This window comes from Nocardioides sp. NBC_00163 (assembly GCF_045206295.1).
Classification (GTDB): Bacteria; Actinomycetota; Actinomycetes; order Propionibacteriales; family Nocardioidaceae; genus Nocardioides.
The window spans coordinates 3,037,078-3,055,508 of sequence record NZ_CP108155.1 but is presented as its reverse complement, the minus strand read 5'-3'; the positions used below and the strand labels follow the sequence as shown (position 1 = coordinate 3,055,508).

Annotated in this window: 13 protein-coding genes; 6 read left to right on the top strand and 7 right to left on the bottom strand. The window is 67.6% G+C overall.

The annotated features are described in order from the left end of the window. Window positions 1–8: 8 nt before the first annotated feature. Both OG801_RS14740 and OG801_RS14735 read right to left on the bottom strand, forming a co-directional pair. Window positions 9–1,091, bottom strand: a complete 1,083-nt coding sequence (locus tag OG801_RS14740; RefSeq protein ID WP_355020398.1) for an inositol-3-phosphate synthase — start codon at window positions 1,089–1,091, stop codon at window positions 9–11. 46 nt (window positions 1,092–1,137) lie between these two features. Next, a complete protein-coding gene (locus OG801_RS14735; RefSeq protein ID WP_350665392.1) occupies window positions 1,138–1,788 on the bottom strand; it encodes a PadR family transcriptional regulator in 651 nt (216 codons plus the stop codon). Window positions 1,789–2,423: 635 nt separating this feature from the next. Between OG801_RS14735 and OG801_RS14730 the strand changes: the two genes are divergently transcribed. Beyond that, window positions 2,424–4,907 carry a transglycosylase domain-containing protein gene (locus OG801_RS14730; RefSeq protein ID WP_406029510.1) on the top strand — a complete coding sequence of 828 codons (2,484 nt, stop codon included), beginning with the start codon at window positions 2,424–2,426 and terminating at the stop codon, window positions 4,905–4,907. A gap of 27 nt (window positions 4,908–4,934) precedes the next feature. Continuing rightward, window positions 4,935–6,356, top strand: coding sequence for a glycosyltransferase family 87 protein (locus OG801_RS14725; RefSeq protein ID WP_406029509.1), 1,422 nt, complete (start codon window positions 4,935–4,937; stop codon window positions 6,354–6,356). Here OG801_RS14725 and OG801_RS14720 read toward each other — a convergent pair. Both OG801_RS14720 and OG801_RS14715 read right to left on the bottom strand, forming a co-directional pair. Beyond that, on the bottom strand, window positions 6,314–7,366 hold the full coding sequence (locus OG801_RS14720; protein WP_091044102.1) for an alanine racemase: 1,053 nt from the start codon (window positions 7,364–7,366) through the stop codon (window positions 6,314–6,316). The genes OG801_RS14725 and OG801_RS14720 overlap by 43 nt on opposite strands. 7 nt (window positions 7,367–7,373) lie before the next feature. Beyond that, entirely contained in the window at window positions 7,374–8,537 is a 1,164-nt protein-coding gene (locus OG801_RS14715; protein WP_355020401.1) for a peptidoglycan bridge formation glycyltransferase FemA/FemB family protein, read from the bottom strand. A 298-nt stretch (window positions 8,538–8,835) separates the two neighbouring features. Here OG801_RS14715 and OG801_RS14710 point away from each other — a divergent pair, with 298 nt between their 5' ends. From OG801_RS14710 to OG801_RS14695, 4 genes are read left to right on the top strand one after another with little or no spacing between them, the layout of a single operon-like run. Next, window positions 8,836–9,405, top strand: a complete 570-nt coding sequence (locus OG801_RS14710) for an RNA polymerase sigma factor (RefSeq protein WP_406029508.1) — start codon at window positions 8,836–8,838, stop codon at window positions 9,403–9,405. Next, the gene (locus tag OG801_RS14705) at window positions 9,405–9,914 is read left to right on the top strand and encodes a hypothetical protein (protein ID WP_160158716.1); all 510 of its coding nucleotides are present in this window, start codon (window positions 9,405–9,407) and stop codon (window positions 9,912–9,914) included. The genes OG801_RS14710 and OG801_RS14705 overlap by 1 nt, the downstream gene beginning before the upstream one ends. A gap of 13 nt (window positions 9,915–9,927) precedes the next feature. Then, window positions 9,928–11,424: a S8 family peptidase gene (locus OG801_RS14700; protein ID WP_406029507.1), complete on the top strand. Its 1,497-nt coding sequence runs from the start codon at window positions 9,928–9,930 to the stop codon at window positions 11,422–11,424. Continuing rightward, a complete protein-coding gene (locus OG801_RS14695) occupies window positions 11,421–13,853 on the top strand; it encodes a CHAT domain-containing protein (protein ID WP_406029506.1) in 2,433 nt (810 codons plus the stop codon). Before OG801_RS14700 ends, OG801_RS14695 begins: the two co-directional genes overlap by 4 nt. 375 nt (window positions 13,854–14,228) lie before the next feature. Here the strand turns inward: OG801_RS14695 and OG801_RS14690 are convergent, their stop codons facing one another. The 3 genes from OG801_RS14690 to OG801_RS14680 form a co-directional block, all read right to left on the bottom strand. Further along, window positions 14,229–14,834 (bottom strand): DUF5317 family protein, encoded by a 606-nt coding sequence (locus OG801_RS14690; RefSeq protein ID WP_406036251.1) that lies wholly within the window; start codon window positions 14,832–14,834, stop codon window positions 14,229–14,231. Window positions 14,835–15,305: 471 nt separating this feature from the next. Further along, complete coding sequence (locus OG801_RS14685; protein WP_406036250.1) at window positions 15,306–17,363, bottom strand: acyltransferase family protein; 2,058 nt, start codon at window positions 17,361–17,363, stop codon at window positions 15,306–15,308. A gap of 203 nt (window positions 17,364–17,566) precedes the next feature. Then, window positions 17,567–18,361 carry a deoxyribonuclease IV gene (locus OG801_RS14680; protein WP_406036249.1) on the bottom strand — a complete coding sequence of 265 codons (795 nt, stop codon included), beginning with the start codon at window positions 18,359–18,361 and terminating at the stop codon, window positions 17,567–17,569. Between the last annotated feature and the right edge of the window lie 70 nt (window positions 18,362–18,431).

Genomic DNA, 18,431 nt, shown 5'->3' with positions numbered 1-18,431 from the left:
GCAGAGGATCACTCGCCGCGGATGAACGCCTCCAGCTGAACGCGACCCTCGGTGTCCTCGATCTGAACCGGCGGGCTCTTCATGAGGTAGGCCGAGGCCGGGATGATCGGGCCGCCGATGCCGCGGTCCTTGGCGATCTTCGCCGCACGGACGGCGTCGATGATGATGCCGGCGGAGTTGGGGGAGTCCCAGACCTCGAGCTTGTACTCGAGGTTCAGCGGGACATCACCGAACGCGCGGCCCTCGAGCCGGACGTACGCCCACTTGCGATCATCGAGCCACTGCACGTAGTCGGACGGGCCGATGTGCACGTTCCGGCTGTCGATCTTGTCGGCCAGCTCGCCGGTCAGGTTCGACGTCACGGCCTGGGTCTTGGAGACCTTCTTGGACTCCAGGCGCTCGCGCTCGAGCATGTTCTTGAAGTCCATGTTGCCGCCGACGTTGAGCTGGTACGTCCGGTCCAGCGCGACGCCGCGGTCCTCGAACAGCTTGGCCATGACGCGGTGGGTGATGGTGGCACCGACCTGCGACTTGATGTCGTCACCGACGATCGGGACGCCGGCGGCCTCGAACTTCGCGGCCCACTCGGGGTCGGAGGCGATGAAGACCGGCAGCGCGTTGACGAAGGCGACGCCCGCGTCGATCGCGCACTGCGCGTAGAACTTGTCCGCCTCCTCCGAGCCGACCGGAAGGTAGGAGACGAGGACGTCCACCTCCTTCTCGCGAAGGACCGAGACCACGTCCACGGGGTCGAGCCCCGACTCGGAGATGGTCTGCCGGTAGTACTTGCCCAGACCGTCGAGCGTGGGACCACGCTGGACCTCGACGCCCTTGAACGGGACATCGGCGATCTTGATGGTGTTGTTCTCGGAGGCGTCGATCGCCTCGGAGAGGTCCTTGCCTACCTTCTTGTCGTCGACGTCGAAGGCGGCGACGAACTCGACGTCAGAGACGTGGTAGTCGCCGAACTTGACGTGCATGAGGCCCGGGACGCTGGCCGCCGGGTCGGCGTCCCTGTAGTACTCCACACCCTGGACCAGGGAGCTGGCGCAGTTGCCGACTCCCGCGATTGCTACACGAACCGAACCCATTCGGGGCTCCTTCCAATACTCCAGGCCGACACCGGCCCGGAGGTCATCACTCGTTCTCTTGGCTGCTCTGCGCTGTGCGCGAGACGTCCGCTTCGTCGCGTACGCCGTCGTCATCCCCCAGATCCCCCCGACCCGCTGCCTGCTCGTCGTTCGCAGGCCTGGGGTTGCGTTCGGCGTCGATCAGCGAGGAGAGCCATCGGACCTCCCGCTCGACCGACTCGACGCCGTGACGCTGAAGCTCGCGGGCGTAGGAGTCGACTTCTTTCTGGGTCATGGCAAGTTCGCGTTGCACCCGGTCGAGCCGCTCCTGGAGCCGGCTGCGACGTCCTTCGAGGACGCGAAGCCTGATCTCCATGTCGGTGCGACCGAAGAACGCGAACCTGATGTCGAAGTTGTCGTCCTCCCAAGCCATCGGACCGACCTCGGACATGAGCTGGGTGAACTCACGCTCTCCGGCAGGCGTCAGCTGGTAGACGATCCGCGGCCGCCGGGTCACCGGCGTGACGGACTGCGCCTCCTCTTCGATGAGGTGCTTGCGCAGCATCTTCTTCAGAGCCGGGTAGAGCGAGCCGTACGACAGCACTCGCCCCCAGCCCAGCATCAGGTTGAGCCGCTTGCGCAGCTCGTAGCCATGCATAGGCGACTCGTGCAGCAGTCCAAGGACTGCCAACTCGATCGTCTCTGCGCGACGTGCCATACGACCTATCGTACCGATATATCCGTGATGGCAAATAGAGACCAAAGTCTTGTCTGAATACGCCTGAAGAGACCACTTCGATGCAACCGTCACCGAACTGTTGACGTCGGGTGACTTGAGGCGCGCTGGGCGTGGATGCGGGAGCGCTAGCGTCGATTGCGTACGCTGATGGCTGCCGTTCACCTACCTGAGGATCCACCCGGGCAAGGTTCGGCAAGCGTCGCGCGTCAGGTTGATGGGATTCCCTCGGGGGGATCTAGCGACGTCGGGGGATTGTCAGTGTCAGCCCGTCCGGTCACGTGCCGGGCAGTCACAGGAGCAGTGCAACACCCGTGAGCGACCCATCCGGCGGCTTTTCTCAAAGGCCCAGCCCTCGTAGCGCCAGTCCCCGCAGGTCCAACCCCGGCGGGCAGCAAGGACGACCCCAGGGCGGACCGCGCCCTCCGCAGGGTGGTCCGGGCGGTCGTCCGCCGGCACCGCGCCGCCCCCAGGGCGGTCCGCAGGGTTCTCCGCAGGGCCAGCCGTCAGGCGGCCGTCCTCAGCCCCGTGGCGCCCAGCGCCCGATGCCTCCCGGTGGTCCCCGTCCCGGTCAGCGGCCGCCCTACCCGGGGCCTCGCCGTCCCGGTGATCCGCCGGTGGACCGTCTCGGCCAGCGGCCCGCGCGTCCCGAACGCCGCGGTGGTGGCATCAGTGGTGGCTCCGGTGGTGGCATGGGGCGTGACCCCAAGTCCGCCTTCGGCGTGGGTGACCATGGCGACGGCGAGCTGGACAAGAAGGCGCTGGCGGTCCGGATCGGCAAGATCGCGGGCATCTGCGCCCTGGTCCTGGCGCTGATCGGCAGCGCCGCGGTGATCATCTCCTACAACATGATCTCGATCCCCAGCGCCAACGCGGCGTTCCAGGCCGAGTCGAGCTTCGTCTACTACGCCGGTGGCAAGAAGGAGGTCGGCCGCTTCCAGGCGGGCGACCAGAACCGTGACGCGCTGAGCGTGGACGAGATGCCCGCGCTCGTGAAGGACGCGGCAGTGGCAGCCGAGGACCGAAGCTTCTACGAGAACAACGGCATCGACCTCAAGGGCATCGCGCGCACGCTCTTCTCCAACGCCACCACCGGCAGCCAGGGCGGCGCCTCGACGATCACCCAGCAGTACGTGAAGAACCTCTACCTCAGCCAGGAGCGCACCTACTCCCGCAAGGTGAAGGAAGCGGTCATCTCGCTGAAGATCAGCCGGCAGAAGTCGAAGGACGAGATCCTCACCGGCTACCTCAACACCGTCTACTTCGGCCGCGGCGCCTACGGCGTCCAGGCCGCGGCGAAGACCTACTTCCGCAAGTCCGCCCAGGACCTCGACATCAAGGAGGCCGCGGCCCTCACCGCGATCCTCAACAACCCGAACGGGTTCGACCCCGAGAAGGCCGGCGCGGACGCCGGTGGCACCGAGCTGCTCGGCCGCTACCAGTACGTCCTCAAGGGCATGGGCGAGCTCAAGAGCCAGGGCAAGGCGCTCAGCGACTACGACGAGGCCACCCTCGAGAAGTCGAAGGCGGCGCTGCCCAAGTTCCCCAAGCCGAAGGCCGACAGCCGCCTCGGTGGCCAGAAGGGTCACGCGCTCACCCTGGTCAAGAACGAGCTGAAGTCCCTCAAGAACGAGAACGGCGAGCCCCTCTTCACCGAGGAGGACATCGACAGCAAGGGACTGAAGGTCACCACCACCCTCAGCGCGAAGGCGATGAGGGCCGCGGAGGAGGCCGTCAGGGACGTACGTCCTGAGGACAAGAAGGGCGTCAACGCCAAGCACCCGGAGAACGAGTTGCACGTGGGCGCCGCCACGGTCGATGTGAAGACCGGTGCGCTCAAGGGCTTCTACGGCGGCCAAGACTACCTCGACTCTCAGATCAACTGGGCGGCCTCGGGCGGCATGGCTGGTTCCACGATGAAGCCGTTCACCCTTGCCGCGGCTCTCGAGGCGGGCTACTCGCTCAAGGACACCTGGACCGGTGAGGGTGGTCTGGAGATCCCCGGCACCGACAAGGTCGTCCGCAACTCGGGCCAGACCGATGCGGACCCGACCGGTCACGGCTACGGCGAGCACATCACCGGCATCAAGGCGATGGAGGAGTCGGTCAACACCTCGTTCGTCGAGATGTCGACCGCGCTGCCCAACGGCAGCGAGGACGTCTACGACATGGCGGTCAAGGCCGGTCTGCCGCCCGACGAGCAGCACGCCGAGGGCGCCCCAGCCGACTACCGCTCGATCCCGGCCTACTCGATCGACTTCGACCCCAACAACTATCTGCTCACGCTGGGTCGTCAGGCGATCAGCCCGATCAACATGGCCAACGCCTACGCGACCATCGCCAACGGCGGCGTGCGCAACACCGTGCACCTGGTCTCGAAGGTGGTCGACGCGAAGGGCGAGGTCGTCTACGAGTGGGACCAGCGTGACGGCGCTGAGCGGGCGATGACCGAGGATGCCGCCGACGACACCTCCTACGCCCTGCAGCAGGTCGTGAAGGACGGCACCGGGCAGACGGCCGGAGTGATCAACCAGCCGGCCGCCGGCAAGACCGGCACCGCGACCAACCAGGACGACGACGTCTCCTCGGCATGGTTCGCGGGCTACACCCCCCAGCTGTCCACGGCAGTCATGTACGTCCGGGGCAAGGGCTCCGGCAAGCTGGACGGCTGGCTTGATTCGTACTTCGGAGCCGGGTATCCCGCCGAGACGTGGGCCCAGATCATGGGCACGCTGACCGACGACCTCGATGTCGAGGAGTTCCCCGAGCCGGCCTGGATGGACGGCGATGCGCCGCAGGACGGTCACGAGCCGTCGCTGACCGCCACCCCGAAGCCGACTCCGACGCCGTCCGAGGACTGCTCCAAGAAGGACGAGCGCAAGGGTCTCTGCATCCCGATCGAGGAGCCGGAGGAGACCCAGAGTCCCACGGACGGCGCCACCGATGGCGAGCCGGGCGCGACAGCGACCCCGGATGAGCCCGAGGCGACCGACCCGACCGTCACCGAGACCGCTTGCGACTGGTTCGGCGACTGCGAGTCGTCCTCCCCACCGGCTGATGGCAATAATGGGGGCGGCAATGGCGGAACCACCACCGAATAGGGCACTACTTTCGTGACAGATGGTCCAGTGACCGCCCCGGCGGCGGAGGATCCGGTCGTCAGGACCGCCTCCACCGCCATCGGCGGTCCTCTCGGCGGGCTTGCGCACGGCCGACGGCGCTGGTTCAGCGCGGTCGGCCTGGTGCTGCTCCTGACCGCGCTCACCTTCGCGATCGGGATGGTCTCCAAGCAGACCTGCTACAACGCCACCTGGACCAACGGCGACACCAGATACACCCACTTCTGCTACTCCGACCTGCCCTATCTCTACGTCGACCGGGGCCTGGCCGAGCACGAGTGGCCCTACTCCTCCGACCCTGAGGTCCGGGCGCGCTACCAGCAGGTGATGGAGTATCCGGTCGGCATCTCCTACTACGCCTGGGCGACGTCCCACGTCACCGACTGGCTGACCGACACCCCCGACGAGGACGAGCGCCATCTCGTCGAGACCTCGAGCTTCTGGGGCCTGCCCGGCATGCATCACGAGATCCGGGTCTTCATCATCGTCAACGTGATCGGCTTCGCGGTCGCGGCGCTGCTCTCCGCCTGGTTCCTGGCACGTACGCACCGCCGACGGCCCTGGGACGCGGCCGCCTTCGCGCTCGCCCCGGTGCTGGCGGCGACCGGGATCATCAACTGGGACATGCTGGCTGTCGTCTTCGTGGCCGGTGCGCTGTGGGCGTGGTCGCGCGACCGGCCGCTGCTGACCGGCATCCTGATCGGGCTCGGCTGCGCGACCAAGCTCTACCCGCTCTTCCTGCTCGGCGGGCTCGTGGTGATCTGCATCCGGCGCCGCCGCTACTACGACCTGGCGGTCGCCTCCCTGGCGACGGTCCTCGCCTGGGTGCTCGCCAACCTCCCCGCGATGGCCACCGGCCTGGAGGAGTGGAAGGTCTTCTGGAGCTTCAACTCCGAGCGCGGCCCCGACCTCGGCTCGCTGTGGCTCGTGTTCCAGCAGGCCACCGACGCGACGATCTCGGCCCAGACGGTCAACCTCGTCTCCTGGGCCTTCTTCATCGCGTGGTGCAGCGGCGTACTCATCATCGGTCTGACGGCCCATGAGACACCGCGGCTGGCGCAGCTCGGCTTCCTGATCGTCGCCGGGTTCCTGCTGGTCAACAAGGTGTATTCACCGCAGTACGTCCTGTGGCTGCTGCCGCTGGCCGTCCTCGCCGTGCCACGCTGGCGTGACCAGCTCATCTGGCAGGCCGGTGAGCTCTTCTACTTCGTCGCGGTCTGGTGGTACCTCGCCGACCTGCTGGCGAGCAGTGGCGGTGACCAGCCGGTCTACTGGTTCGCGATCATCGCCCGGGTCGCTGCCGAGATCTATCTGATCGCGGTCGTGGTCCGGGAGATCTACGAGCCGTGGCGCGACCCGGTCCGGTGGACCGAGGCCCGCGCAGAGACTCAGGAATCCAGGACGATCTCGTCGAACGAGGTCGCGGTGTAGCGCACCCGCACCTCGAGCTCCTCGCCGACCTCGGGCACACGCGCGCCCGAGGGAAGCATGAGCATCGACTCCTGCATGTGCGGCGGCTCGGCGAACCAGAGCGCCTTGCCGTCGAGCGTGTACGGCGAGCGCGACTGCCCCATGGCGTCGAGCCCACCGCGGGCGACCGCGAGGGCCCGGGAGCGCAGGTGGGTGTCGCCCAGCGGCGCCTCGAGCCCGATCCCGTGGGCGGTGCCGCCGGAGGCGACGACCAGGTGACCGGCGCGCATCGCGGTGCGGCCGCGGTAGCCGTAGGAGTATCCCCGCTCGAGCGGGTGCACGTCCTCGACGGTCGCGGTCACGGTGAGCGCGCCGCGGTCACCGAGCCACAGCGCGGTGCCGACGCGGGGCCGGAAGGTGATGTCGCCGTAGGCCGCGCGCAGCTGGGCGAGCTCGTTGGCGCTCAGGTGGGAGACCCACACCGTCTTCGCCTCGGCGCCGACGACGGCGTCCATCTGGGCGCGTACCTCGGCCAGCGAGCCGCCATCCAGGCCGAAGTGCATGGTGATGCCCTCGAAGCGGGCGTGCTCGCGGGCGACGGCGGCGGTCGGCCACAGGTCGCTCGGCGTCATCCCGTGGCGCCGCATCGAGGTGACCAGCTCGAGGATGACCCGCGCACCGGGCTGGCGCTCCAGCAGCAGCGGCAGGTCCTCGGGGCGGCTGATCGTGTGGATGATCCGGTCGGCGATCTCCGGGTTGATCTCGGGTGAGTAGGGCCGCCACGGGGTCAGGACGTAGATCGATCCGCTGAACCGGGTCGCGACCTCCCACACCTCGTTGTAGGTGCCGACCGCGAGGGTGTCGACGCCGGTGCCGAGGCTGTTGAGCCACTCGGTCTGGTGGGCGAGCTTGCGCAGGGTGAGGCCATAGCCGTTGCCCTTCGCCACCGGGACCAGGCCAGGGGTCGCCTCGGCGAAGGTCTGGACGTGCTTGCGCCAGCGATCGGCGTCAACGGTCAGTTTCAGCGGCATACGGAGATCAGCGCCTCTTCATGTAGACATCGAAGGCCGTGTAGATCGGCTTGTTCAGCGGCAGGTCCCACTCCCCGGCGTACTCCACCGCCTGGCCACCGGTGCCGACCTTGAACTGGATCAGCCCCACGTGGGAGTCGTCGGTGGAGAGCGTCGGAGTGATGCCGCGCAGGTCGTAGGTGGTCGCGCCGGCGGCCATGGCGTCCTGGATCATCGCCCACTGGAGGGCGTTGGAGCCACGTACGTCTCGCTTCTCGGTCGAGGAGGCGCCGTAGGAGTACCAGGCGTACTGCCCGACGCGGACCATGATCGTGGCCGCGACCAGATCGCCCTCGTGCCGCGCCAGGAAGAGCTTGATCCGCTCCGGGTCCTCGTTCGACATCGCCCAGAACATGGTGCTGAAGTAGCTGCGCTGCCGGGGCGTGAAGTGGTCGCGGGCCGCGGTGTGGACGTAGAGATCGTGGAAGGCGCTCAGGTCACCCTCGAAGTCGCCGTCCGCCGGGCTGACGGGGGTGGCGACGGTCACCTCGACGCCCATCTTGGCGGCCTTCTTGATGTTGCGGCGCCAGAGCTGGTTCATCCCCTTGAGGACCTCGTCCTCGGTCTTCGGGGTGCCGTCCTCGTGGGCCAGCGGGATGACGAAGTTGTATTGCGGCTGCCCCGCGCCGAAGCCGTCCTCGGGGGACTGCAGCCGCCAGCCCGCCGCCCTGAGCTGCGAGACGACGCGCGCGCCGGTGGCGTCGCGATGCGTCGGGGTGAGCTGGTTGAGCCGCTGCACGGTGTCGTCGGCGATGCCGTCCTTGACCTGCGCCGCGCTCCAGGTCGCCGTCGTGACCGGCGGGCCGATCCGGATGCCGAAGGCGTGGTTCTTCTTCAGGTACGTCGCCAGCGGCTCGAGCCACGGAGCGAGATCGCCCGACCAGTCGATGCTCGGACCTTCCGGCAGGTAGGCGAGGGTGAACCGCTCCAGCTTCGGGACCGGCCGGTGCAGCACCAGCGCGGCGCCGACCAGGGCACCGCCCTGCAGGCTGTCGAACCATCCGATCGACTCCGAGCGCCACTCGGTCTTGACCTGGGCCCACGAGGGGGTCTGGAGGAAGCTCACGCTGGGTTGCTTCTCGATGAAGGCGAGATGCTCCGCAGCGGTGATGGGGCGCACGGTGAGACTCACCCGCAGAAGGCTACCCGTTCCGGCGGTAGGGTCGAATCCGCCCCAATGTGGGGACAATCGGGGGCAATCGCTCCGCTCCCTAGTGAGTCAGGGCCGCTGAGCCGCTATTGTCTGCGACCAGATGTATCACGGCTGGGGCCTGGGCCTCCTTATAGTCGTGACAGCAACTATGACCACCACGATGGCGCGCCCGCGCGTCGTCTGGCCCCCCAGCGGTTCGCCGCCGATCCGGAGGCCGCCGGTCGAGGAGGGGACTGTGACACGGGTACCACGGGGGATCGGTCATGCCGAAGCACCCGTGACCGTATGGTCCCGGGCCACGGCCGACTTCGACCGCTGGCTCAGCGGTGACTCCGCCGCTCTCGACGAGCTGGTCGCGACGATGACCCCGATCCTGTGGCAGGTCGCGCGTTCCTACCGGCTCACTCAGGAGCAGGCCGAGGACGTCGTCCAGAACACCTGGCTCACCTTCGTACGCAAGCACTCCTCGATCCTCGACACCGCGGCCGTCGGCGCCTGGCTCACTCTGACCACGCGCCGCGAGGCCTGGCGGGTCGCGAAGCGATCCGGGCGTGACGTACCCGTGGAGGACGAGGCGCTCGAGTCTCGCGTCCCGACACAGCGCTCGGCGGAGTCGCTGGTCGTCGAGGGCGACCGCAACTCGCTCATCTGGGCGGCCGTGGAGTCGCTCCCGGAGCGGTGCCGGCGGCTGCTGCGCGTGGTCGCCTTCTCCGACCGGCCCGACTACGCCGGCCTGGCCGAAGAGCTCCAGATGCCCATCGGCAGCATCGGCCCCACCCGCGGCCGCTGTCTCGGGAAGCTGCGGGACGCACTTCGGGCTGTGCTCGATGAAGGGGAGGTGTCGTGATGGGTCGCTCGGAGGAGCCCACTCGCGAAGAGCTGTTGGGTCTGGTTCGACAGGCTTATGTTGCCGGTGACCCCGTCCCCGGGGGCCTGATCTCCCGCATGCAGGCGGCCGCCGCCGGCGCCGCCGAGGAGTCCGGACTCGGGCTCGACCTGGAGCTGATGCTTCTGGTGGAGTCCTCGGGCGCCGAAGCGGCCGGAGTCCGCTCCGCCGCCCCTGCCTCCGCCCGCTCGGCCTACACACTGCGCTTCGCGCAGTCCGGCGTCGACGTGCTCGTACGCGTCGCCTCCGACACCGACACCACCGCCCGCCTCGACGGCTGGGTCGTCCCCGGCTCACCCATGACCGTCCGCGCCGTCCGCGCCGACGACGTCCGTACGCCGATCGTCGCCGTCACCCTCGGGGCCTCGGGTCGCTTCGAGCTCACCTCGTTGCCCGCCGGCCTCATCCGGCTCCGCTTCGAGCCCGCCGACGGTTCGTCAGCCTTCCTCACCCCCACGTTCGAGATCTGACCCAGGAGTAACAGTGCACCCCAAGAGTGAGCCCCGGCTGTCGGTGTCGTACGGATCCGACGCCCGCGTCCTCGACCCGACCAATGCCGTGGCTGTAGACGGTGTCGCTGCCGGTACCACGATCTACTCCTCGACCACGCTCCTGATCTCCAAGTCGGTCGATTTCGAAGACACGTTCCGGCGGATCAGGAACGTTGCTCGGTCTCTGCATTGGCGTGTCGACGCCGAGCCCGAGCCTGCGCACGCCGTTGACCTCCGTTTCGGTGTCCGGCGAGTCAGCCTAGGTGTTGTGCCTGGCAAGGCGGTAGCGGCTCCGGACGCCTGGACGCTTCTCCAGTTTCTCCGAGCAGAGGCCACCGACGGTGCGCGAGGCGTGAGCCTAGAGCACGTTCTTGTGCCGGTGCCTCACAACGACCCGCACCCGCACAACGATCCCCATCCGCACAATGACCCCCACCCGCACAATGACCCGCACCCGAACTCCGGGTACGACCCGTTGGGCACGGGGGGTCGTCAACCGGTCGCGTACGTTGGCTCGGCCCCTGCCCGACAGGGCGACGGCGATATCGAAGGCCGAACACGCCCCGTGGTGGCAGTCCTCGATACGGGATGCGGACAGCATCCATGGCTCGACTTCGTCGATCGGGACGTACGCCTCGGTGACCATCGGATCGGATGGCCGTCAAGCGTTCCGGACTCGGAGATCGACGGTGACCAGGTTGGTGCACTGGACGGTCTGATCGATCCCATGGCCGGTCATGGCACCTTCATCGCGGGCCTGGTTCATCAAGCATGTCCCAACGCCGACATCTATTCATGGCGGATCGTTCCGCCGGGTGGCCCGGTTGCCGAGTACAGCTGGCTGACGGCCCTCGCTCAGATTGCCGACCTGGTGCACCTCTATCGCCAAGGGGATCCGCGCGGGCGGCGGATCGACGTGCTCAGCCTGTCGATCGGTTACTACCATGAGACCCCTGAGGACGCGCTCTTCGATCCGATGCTTCACGAGATCCTTGCCGATCTCGCCGCGAACGGGACGCTGGTCGTTTGCTCGGCCGGCAACGACGCAACGTCGCGGCCGAACTTCCCGGCAGCGTTTGCGCCCTGGAGTGAGGGCGAGGGTCCATGTTCGGCATCGGACAAGGCGTTGCCGATCGTCTCCGTAGGAGCCCTGAACCCCAACGGAACGGACGCGATCTTCAGCAACGCTGGGCCCTGGGTTCGTGCGTACGAGATCGGTGCTGGCGTCGTGAGCACGGTCCCCACCAGTTTTGACGGTGGTTACCAAGCGACAGTTGCCTCCGAGTTCGCTGGCCGAAAGCGTGAAACGTTGGACCCTGACGACTTCGGGGGCGGATTCGGAACCTGGAGCGGGACATCGTTTGCCGCTCCATTGCTCGCCGGACGAATTGCTCAGCACCTCTTCGACAACGGCGATCCCGGGGAAGTCTCGCAGGACATCGATCGTGCCTGGGCTGCCATCGAAGTCCTCACTACGCTCAAGCAATGACTACTGACGGTCCGGACGAGCTGCACAAGCAGGGAGTCGCGGCGCTCAGGTCAGGCGATCTCGAACGCGCGAGAGCGTTGTTGGGGCGAGCCCTGAGCCTTGCGACTGCCCCTGCGGTCCTCGCCCGGATCGAGTCATCGTTGGCCTATCTCGAAGCCGACGACTCCAACTTGAACGTGGCGCTGGACAAGAATGATCGAGCCTTGGAGTTCGGCGTCGAAGGCTCGACCCGAGGCGTGCTACTCGCGCAACGTGCGCTGCTCCTGCGGCGGGCCGGGCGCGCGGCCGAGGCATTGGAGACCTTCGGCGCAGCCATTTCATCGCTGCATGGTCTCCCCCTCGACCTTGCCAAGGCGTATCTCAACCGAGGCACGGTTCACCTCGATCGCCACGACACCGTGAAAGCGGCCCAAGACTTCGAGGCTGCGGCGGCGCTGTACCGATCCTCGGGCGAGCCCATTGCGGCCGCGCAAGCCGATCACAACCGGGCGTATGCGTTGTTTCTGTCTGGCGACTTGGTCGGCGCTCTTGCTCTGATGGAATCGTCCTACGAGGTTCAGGCATCCGCCGGCCCGCTGATCAAGGCGGTGTGCGACGCCGATCGGGCCGAGGTGCTGATGGCGGCGGGGCTGACGCGGCAGGGTGGCGAGATGCTGCGGCAGGCGGCGGAGGCGTACGGATCGAAGGGTCAGCGGCAGCGGCAGGGCGAGGCCGAGTTGGTGCTGGCATCTCATCTGGTCGCGACCGATCCGGGCGAGGCGGAGCGGGTGGCACGCTCGGCGCTGGGCTGGTTCGAGGAGGCGCGGGCGCCGGGGCTGGCGTTGCGAGCGCGGGCGGTGGCGTACGAGGCGGCCGTTACGGCAGGCCAAGATCCGAGCGAGGACGGCGAGGCGCTGGCCAGTCCGCTCGAAGATCAAGGTCTGAATTGGCCGGCGCTCCGAGTGCGCTTGCAGGCCCGGCTCGCGCGCATCCGTTCGGCAGAAAACGCCGGCTTGCCGGCGAGACCGGCGAGCAGGAGGGTCATCGGTCCGGTCCCGCCGGAAGCGCCGATCGACATCCGCCTCCTGGAGCGAGAGCTCAGAGCCGAGCTGGCGGTGGCCGCGGGCCGAGCCGTGGCTGGGCTCCGCGAGATTCGGGCCGGACTCGATGAGTTTCATCGATGGCAGAGCTCGTTCGGAAGCCTCGACCTGCAGACCAACGTTGCCGGACATGGCCGGACCCTCGCCCGACGGGGCTTGGATCTGGCGATCGACTCCGGTGATGCGGACGTGCTCTTCGAATGGTCGGAGCGCGCTCGGATGCTGGCGTCCCGGGTCCAATCGGTGCGCCCGCCGTCCGACCCGGCGTTGGCTGAGATGCTTGCCGAGTTGCGTGGCGGCGTCGCTACTGAGCGGGAAGCACAACTCAGGCAGGAGATTCGCGAGCGCGCCTGGCAGGTCAAAGGATCGGGTCAGGTGGCCGATCCGATCTCTTTGAGCGACCTGCAAGAACGCCTCGACGGGTCTGCCCTGGTGGCTTACGTCGTCGCAGCGGAGCGCGTCGTCGCTCTCGTGGTGACCGCCGATGCTGTGAAGCGCGTCGACCTCGGTGACAGCGGGTCCCTCCGCGGCATGTTGGGCGGCCTACTGCCCGATCTCGACGTCGCGGCTACGCATCTGCCGGGTCCTCTAGGCGAAGCCGTGCGTGGCGACCTCGTAGACCGCATGGCTCGGCTCTCGAACATGCTGGTCGCTCCACTGATCGACTACATCGGCGACAGTCCGGTGGTTCTCACACCGTCTGCGGTCCTGGCGCCCGTTCCTTGGACTCTGCTGACGGGTTTCGTTGGCAGGCCGGTCACCGTGGCACAGAGCGCCACCACCTGGTTGGCCCGCAGAGCCACTCCCGTACGGCTGGATTCAGCCGGATTCGTTGCCGGCCCCCGCGTGATGAGGGCGCCGGACGAAGTCGCAGTGAGCGCTGCCTCCTGGCCCGGTGCGCGATGCCTTACCGGCGATGAAGCCTCAGCAGAAGCGGTGGCGAGCCTCGCCCAAGAGGTCGACGTACTGCACATCGCAGCCCACGGGCGTCACTCGGCCGAGAACCCACTCTTCTCAGGCGTCGAGCTGACCGACGGTGCTTGGCACGGATACGACATCGATCTTCTTGCCGCAGTTCCCGACGTCGTGCTGCTGTCGGCCTGCGAGGTCGGGCGGTCGAACGTCCGATGGGGCGAGGAGCTGATCGGTCTCGTCGGTGCCTGGCTCCACGCGGGCACTCGGGCGGTGATCGCCTCACCGGCGGTTGTGGCTGACGAGGTCGCACACAAGGTCTTCAGTGACCTCCACGCTGGGCTCGCCAAGGGCTTGGTCCCTGCGGAGGCACTTGCTGGTGCCGTTCCAGCAGCGGACGCTGACTCCGCGCCTGCGCCGTTCGTCTGCTTCTCGTAGGGACCGCGCCCAAGGTAGATGGGTGAGGACCGGCTAGGCCCTCACCCATCCAATCGAGGCTTACGTCGGCTTGTTGTGTGGTGCCGCGAAAGCGTAGATCGCCAGGGCGGTCGTCACCGTGGTCGTGGCCGCGAGATACGCACGGGCTTTGAAGTCGTTCATGATCGTTGTCGTCACCCCCTTCTGGTCGCAGGACTAGTCAGATGGTCAGACACGCAGGTGCCGGTCAGTCCGGCTGGTTGTGAGGTGCCGCAAACGCGTAGATCGCCAGTGCCGTCGTGACAGTGGTCGTCGCCGCGAGGTATATGCGTGCCTTGAGCCCGCTCGTGTTCATCTGTTCCTCCTCTCATGGGGTAGAGATGAGAATCGGGGTGGCTACGCCGACGACTGGACGGAATCGTTCGGCTGATCGGCGCTGTCAGAACGGTCCTCGCCACTGGGCCGGTAACAGGCGACAACCAGTAGCACCAGACCGGGAATGAGAAGCAGGTCGCCGACACTGAGGACCTTCATCAGCACGGGGATGGGGATGAGGTCGGCGACCGGGATCCAAAGTTGTGACACATCGTCCAGGCGGATGTAGCCGGGCGCGTCAGTCGCCAGCTCAGCGCTGGAGTAGCCGGCGGCTCGGGCGCCCGAAATGCTGTACGGCATCGCTCCGAGGAACGCGATCGGTATCGAGTTCGACGCGGTTCCGAGCGGGATGAGCGACAGGGCCCATCGGCCTGAGCGACGAGACCAGAGCGCGCGATTCAGCCAGCAGAACGCGATCGCGATGACCAGGACCAGGACGGCGTACGCCCTCCGCTCGACGCTCTCTTTGACCTGATCTGGCCACAGCCCCTCGACGTGCATGAACTGCAGCGCGGCGACGAGAACGATCAGCCACTTCCCGCGCAGGCTCGTCAGAGAGGTCGCGACGTTCGGGCGGGCGACGATGATGAGGCCGATGACTGCTGGCAGCACCATCAGCGTGAGCATTCCTGGGCCGGGCATGCGAAGCAGGCTAGTGGCGTTGCGCGGCACCCGGGAGAGGAACGAGGCAACTCGTCTCGGGCTGGCGGAGGTGTTGACGGTCGGCCTGAGCGCGGCGGCAAGAAAATTCTTGAAGACCTTGTATCAGCGGGTCTGCCGCGTACTCCTTGGGACTGTCCGGACCGAGATTCGGGGGAAGTCGGTTCGGACGCTGGCGCCGCCGCCTTGGGGGAGGCAGGCGGTTTCGGGGCCGCAACGTGGGTTGGGCAAGAGGGGGATGCCCAACCCGCGTCGGCTCGAGACGTGGGCCGGGCGGGGCGGTGAGGGGACTGACTGCCCCGCCCGGCAACATTCGATTCTCCCGCTCCGTAACCGCCACGGCAATGGTTGGGCAGCGCAGAACTGAAATGTGTTCTAGATGGAACAGTCTGGTTTGGGGAGCGGGGTCTCGACAGGCTCGACCACCAGTGGCCGGTTCTAAGCGGAACGGTCGAGGCGCCCGAGGCGCTTGCCGAGGGCCGGGGTGACCCGGTCGACCCAGGTCGCGGTGATGTGGGAGTCGTCGTAGTAGGTGACGACGTCGCCGACGACGAGCGGGCAGCGCTCGGTGCAGACCAGGTCGACGATGTCGACGTACGCCGCGTCGGTGCCCGCGAGCGCATCCTGGGTCACCTCGTTGGAGTCGACCTCGGTGCCATCCGCCTTCACCACGCAGTCCTCGAGGAGGTTGCGGGCGTCGGAGAGGCACTCGCCGGGGTCGTTGTCCACGGAGGGGACGTCGGCGAAGACGCGTACGTCCGGGGTGATCTTCTCGAAGGCACCGACGCCGTGGCGCACGCCCTCACGCCACTGCTCCTCGGTCGAGACGCCGTCGCGCTCCTCCATGTCGAGCATGCCGCGGGCGCCGACGACGATCGTGTCCGGATTCAGCTCGGTGATCTGCTCGTTGGTCCACTTCCGGAAGTCCTCGCACTCGGCGACGGTCATCTTCGAGGACTTCTGCTTGACCCCGTACGCGGCGCAGCCGAGCTTCACGAACGGAACCAGCTTCACGTGCTGGCGCTCGGCGAGGGTGTCGAGGGCGGGCAGCCACATCCCGATGTGGGAGTCGCCGACGACTGCGACGGTGCGATCCGCCTTGCCATCGCCGTAGATGCAGTCGCCGTCGAGCTTCGTCTCGCCGTAGCCCGCGTAGCAGTAACCACCGCGCTCGGCCCACGAGTCGGTGGCGTCGAACTCGACCTCGGGCGGCAACGGAGCACCCTCCTCGGCGGCCTCGACGGTGGTCTTCAGTACGCCGGTGACCGGCTTGTCGTCGGTCTCGAGGACGTCGGGGTTCTCCTGGAACCACTCCTCGGCGTTCGCCTTGGCGACATCGACCTGATAGCCGGCGTACGCCTGCGAGCTCGTGCCCGCGACCAGGGCGAGGGCAGCGGCGGCGGGCCAGAGGGCGAGCGCGCGGCGGCCCTTGGTGAGATGCGGGACCTTGTGGCGCTGGAACGGCATCTCGATCCAGTGGTAGCTCGCCGCGGAGGCGGCCAGTATGAGTGCCAGCATGATCAGCAACTGGCGTACGCCGCCGCCGGGGATCGCCTCGGGGGCGAGGATCAGGATCGGCCAGTGCCACAGGTAGAGGCTGAACGAGATGTCACCCAGGTAGCGCAGCGGCTGCTTCGAGAGCAGCCAGCCGGTTGGTGTGGCGGGGCCGGCGACCAGGAGCGCGACCGTGGCGAGGACCGGGACCAGGGCGTGCCAGCCCGGGAAGTGGGTCGCCTCGCTGAAGTTGGTGGTGGCGTAGACGAGGGTGCCGACGCCGGCGATGCCGAGGGCTGCCGCGGCGAGACGCCCGGTCCGGGTCGCGCTCGTCGCGACCTGCAGGCGCCCCGCGAGGCAGGCGAGCAGCGCGCCGGCGGCGAGCTCGAACGCCCGGGCGGGCGTGGAGAAGTAGGCCGTGGTCGGGTCTGCGGCGGTGGCGTGCAGCGACCAGGCGAGGCTGACCACGGCAACGAGCGCGGCGAGGGCGGTGATCGCGCGACGGCGGTGGTGCTTCGGGATCCAGAGCGCGACGGCGAGCACCAGCAGCGGCCAGACGACGTAGAACTGCTCCTCGACCGAGAGCGACCAGTAGTGCTGGAACGGGGAGGGCGCGGCGTTGTTGAAGTAGTCGACGGCCTCCTTGGCGAAGTGCACGTTGGCAAGGAAGACCGCCGCCCAGCCGGCGTCGCCCGCGATCTGGTCGGTGCGGGTCTGGGGCAGGACGATCGCGCTGTAGGTGAGTACGACCACCATCGTCGCGGTCGCCGCCGGCAGGATCCGGCGGGCGCGGCGGGCGTAGAACTGGCTGATACTTACCGTGCCGCTGCGGTCGGTCTCACGCAGCAGCAGAGTGGTGATCAGGAACCCGGACAGGACGAAGAAGACGTCGACTCCGACGAACCCTCCCTCGAACCCTGAGAGCCCCGCGTGTCCTGCGATCACCAGACCGACAGCGACGGCACGGAGACCCTGAACATCGGCGCGCCAGTTCGAACTCATTCGGAGGACGATATGTCAATGGCCCTGTTGGGTCATAGCCGACGGTCTCGCTGGGTGGTCCAATTCTCAGCCGAATCTTCACCTGTGGCGAGCGAAACCGCAGCTGTGGCGAACGAATCTTCGGTTGTGGCGGACCAATGTGCGGATTCGTCCGCCAGAACTCAAGACTCGGCTGACAGAAGTGAAGATTCGGTGAGAATCGGTCAGAGACGGTCGCGGAGCCAGGCGAAGTCGCTCGCGTGCTCTGCGGCGCCGCCCGGGGTCTCGCAGATCACCGGGGCGCCCGCGTCGCGGACCACGCCGGCGAGCAGGTCGGGGTCGATGCGGCCGGCGCCGAAGTTGGCGTGGCGGTCGGCGCCGGAGTCGAACTCGTCGCGGGAGTCGTTGCAGTGGACCAGGTCGATGCGGCCGGTGATCTTGCGGACGTCCTCGACCACCGTCTCGAGCGGGTTGCCGCCGGCGTGCGCGTGGCAGGTGTCGAGGCAGAAGCCGACGTTCTCTGCGCCTTCGACGGTGGAGATGGCTTCCCAGACGCCGGCGATCCGCTCGAGGTAGCGCGCCATCGCGTTGTCGCCGCCGGCGGTGTTCTCGATCAGGAGCGGGACCTTGATGTCGGTCGCCTCGATCGCCTTGCGCCAGTTGTCGAAGCCCTTCGCCGGGTCGTCGTCCTTGTTGACGTGACCGCCGTGGACGATCAGGCCCTTGGCGCCGACCTCGGCCGCGGTGTCCATGTGCTGCTGGAGGAGCTTGCGGCTCGGGATCCGGATCCGGTTGTTCGTCGTGGCGACATTGATGATGTAGGGCGCGTGGACGTAGAGATCGACACCCTGTTCCTCGGCGCGGGCCTTGAGGGCCGCTGCGCCGTCGGCGTACGTCACCACCGGGCCCTTGTAGGACTGGGGATCGCCCAGGAAGAACTGCACCAGGCTCGCGCCGCGCGCGGTCGCCTCGGCGACGGGGTCGGTCTGGTCTACGTGGGCACCGATCGCAACAGCCATGCGCCCAGTCTAGGACGCGGCACCGACATCTTCCGGCTTGACTTCATACCTTACGGGGGTATGGTAGGCG